Consider the following 2768-nt stretch of genomic DNA (forward strand, 5'->3'; position numbering starts at 1 on the left):
CCATCAGCGCCTCATCGCCAATGGCAAGGCGCCCAAGGTCGCCCTCGTGGCCGTCGCACGAAAGATCCTGACCATCCTCAGCGCAATGATCCGAAACGACAAACCTTGGAATCCAAAACCATCCTGACAAACACAGTTGCTCATCCGTCGCCTTCGGCGACACCTTCTCCCACAAGGGGAGAAGGGGGAGCGTATGCCACCTCGGCCTTGCCAAACGCGATCCCACTGCTATTCTCACCGCTAAAATAATTTTACACACAGGCAAACCTGTTTCTCGCTCGGAGGAGGGTTGAGATGAGCCAGTCGCCCTACCCTGCCGTGACAGCCGGACCGCCCCGGCCGAGCCTGATCCTTCGGCCCGGGCAGATCGCGCTGCCGCCGGGCCTGGAGCGCTACACCGTACAAGGCAATGGCGCGGCGCTGATCGACCTCGAGGCAGGCGACAGTGTCAGCGTCAGCAATGTCGAGGGCGGCCAGCCCTGCGAATTGCTGGCCTGGGACAAATCCGGCGCCACGGATCCCGGCATTTTCGGCGAACGGACGAACAGCAACGCCGCCGGCATCAAGGCGCTGCTTGCCGAAGGCGACGACAGCCTCGCGGCGCTGCGCCTCAGCCTCGAGCGCCGACGGGTGCAACTCGACCAGCCGAAAGCTGTTCGCATGTTCGGCGGCGCCACGCCGGCCGGTACCGAGCAGAGTTTTTCGGTGCAGCGCGACGGCGCGCTGCTGATCGCGGCACCCGGCGGACCCATGCTGGTCGACGGCCACAACACCGCGACGCCGTTGACCGTGATGGTACGCCGCGCCACGATCCGGCTGAAGACACGAGGGCAGCTTGCCGATCCGCTCGCCGATCCGGTGCTCGACCTGCGCGTCCATTCCGCAACGGCGGAGTCCTATTTCGTCAAGGCTGGCGACTACCTTCAGATCATCGATGTCGACGGCCGGCAGTGCACCGACTTCCAGTGCTTCTCGGCACGCAAGCTCGACAAGGGCCTCGACCATCCGCTCGACGTGACGACGACGCGCACGCTGATGGGTGCCAGCTATCCGATGCCCGGCCTGCATTCGAAATACTACGACCAGGACATGGAGCCGCTGGTCGAGGTGGTGCAGGACACATGCGGCCGGCACGACGCCTTCGCACTCGCCTGCGCCGCGAAATACTACGACGACATCGGCTATCCCGGTCACACCAACTGCTCGGAGAACTTCAACCGCGCGCTTTCAGGCAAAGGCGTCAATCCCCGCGCCGGCTGGATGGCGATCAACTTCTTCTTCAACACCGCGATCGACGCGCATGGTGTCATGGTCTCGGACGAGCCCTGGTCGCGCGCCGGCGACTATGTGCTGCTGAGAGCGCTGACCGACATCGTCTGCGTCTCCTCCGCCTGCCCCGACGACACGACGCCGGCAAATGGCTGGGACCTCACTGACATCCATGTGCGGACCTATTCCGGCCAGCACAAATTCTCGCGAGCGATCGCCAGACGCATGACGCCCGATTCGGAACCGAAAATGACCCGCGAGACCGCCTTCCATCAGAGCTTTGCCAAGCACACACGCAACTTCGTCGAATACAGGGGCTATTGGCTCGCCAATTCCTTCGCCAAGGAAGGCGCCATCGCCGAGTACTGGGCCTGCCGGCAGGACGCGGTGATCATGGACCTGTCACCGCTGCGCAAGTTCGAGGTCACCGGCCCGGATTCGGAAGCGCTGCTGCAATACACGCTGACGCGCGACGTCAAGAAGCTCGGCATCGGCCAGGTCGTCTATTCCGCCATGTGCTACGAGCATGGCGGCATGATCGACGACGGCACGCTGCTGCGGCTCGGCAAGGACAATTTCCGGTGGGTCGGCGGCGACGATCTTTCCGGCGAATGGCTGCGCGAGACAGCGAAGAAACTCGGCCTCAACGTGCTCGTGCGCTCCTCGACCGACCAGATGCACAATGTCGCCGTGCAGGGGCCGAAGAGCCGGGACATCCTGAAGGACGTCATCTGGACCTCGCCGCTGCAGCCCTCCATCGAAGAACTGGAATGGTTCCGCTTCGCGGTCGCGCGCATCGGCGGCGGCAACGGCATTCCCGTGGTCGTCTCGCGCACCGGCTATACCGGCGAACTCGGCTACGAAATCTGGTGTCACCCGCGCGACGCCGAAAAGGTCTTCGACGCAATCTGGGAGGCCGGCCAGCCGCACGGGCTGAAACCGATGGGGCTGCAGGCGCTCGACATGGTGCGCATCGAGGCGGGGCTGATCTTCGCCGGATATGAGTTTTCCGACCAGACCGACCCGTTCGAGGCCGGCATCGGCTTCACCGTCCCGCTGAAGACCAAGACCGACGATTTTATCGGCCGCGAGGCGCTGATCCGGCGCAAGGACCATCCGCAGACCAAGCTGGTCGGCCTCGACATCGACAGTAATGTCGCCGTCGGCCATGGCGATTGCGTCCATGTCGGGCGCGCCCAGATCGGCGTCGTCACCTCGGGCATGCGTTCGCCCGTGCTGAACAAGAACATCGCGCTGGCCAGGCTCGACGTCACCCACGCCGCCATCGGCACGGAAGTCGAAATCGGCAAGCTGGATGGCCATGCCAAGCGGCTGCCGGCGCGGGTCGTCGCCTTCGCCCATTACGACCCGCAGAAGACCCGGCCGCGTTCCTGAAAACGGCAATTCTTGCCTTCTCCCCTTGTGGGAGAAGGTGGATCGGCGCGTAGCGCCGAGACGGATGAGGGGTATTCCAGGGAGCGCCACTGCCTCACTCCGCT

Annotated in this window: 1 protein-coding gene and 1 pseudogene; both read left to right on the top strand. The window is 64.2% G+C overall.

Annotated features, from left to right (window positions below; genetic code table 11):
• Positions 1 to 127: pseudogene (locus J0I79_RS34750) on the top strand (IS110 family transposase); the annotation flags it as partial.
• A 167-nt stretch (positions 128 to 294) separates the two neighbouring features.
• The gene (locus tag J0I79_RS34755; protein ID WP_292870635.1) at positions 295 to 2664 is read left to right on the top strand and encodes an aminomethyltransferase family protein; all 2370 of its coding nucleotides are present in this window, start codon (positions 295 to 297) and stop codon (positions 2662 to 2664) included.
• Positions 2665 to 2768 lie beyond the last annotated feature (104 nt).

It is taken from the genome of Mesorhizobium sp. (assembly GCF_017306585.1).
Taxonomy (GTDB): domain Bacteria; phylum Pseudomonadota; class Alphaproteobacteria; order Rhizobiales; family Rhizobiaceae; genus Mesorhizobium.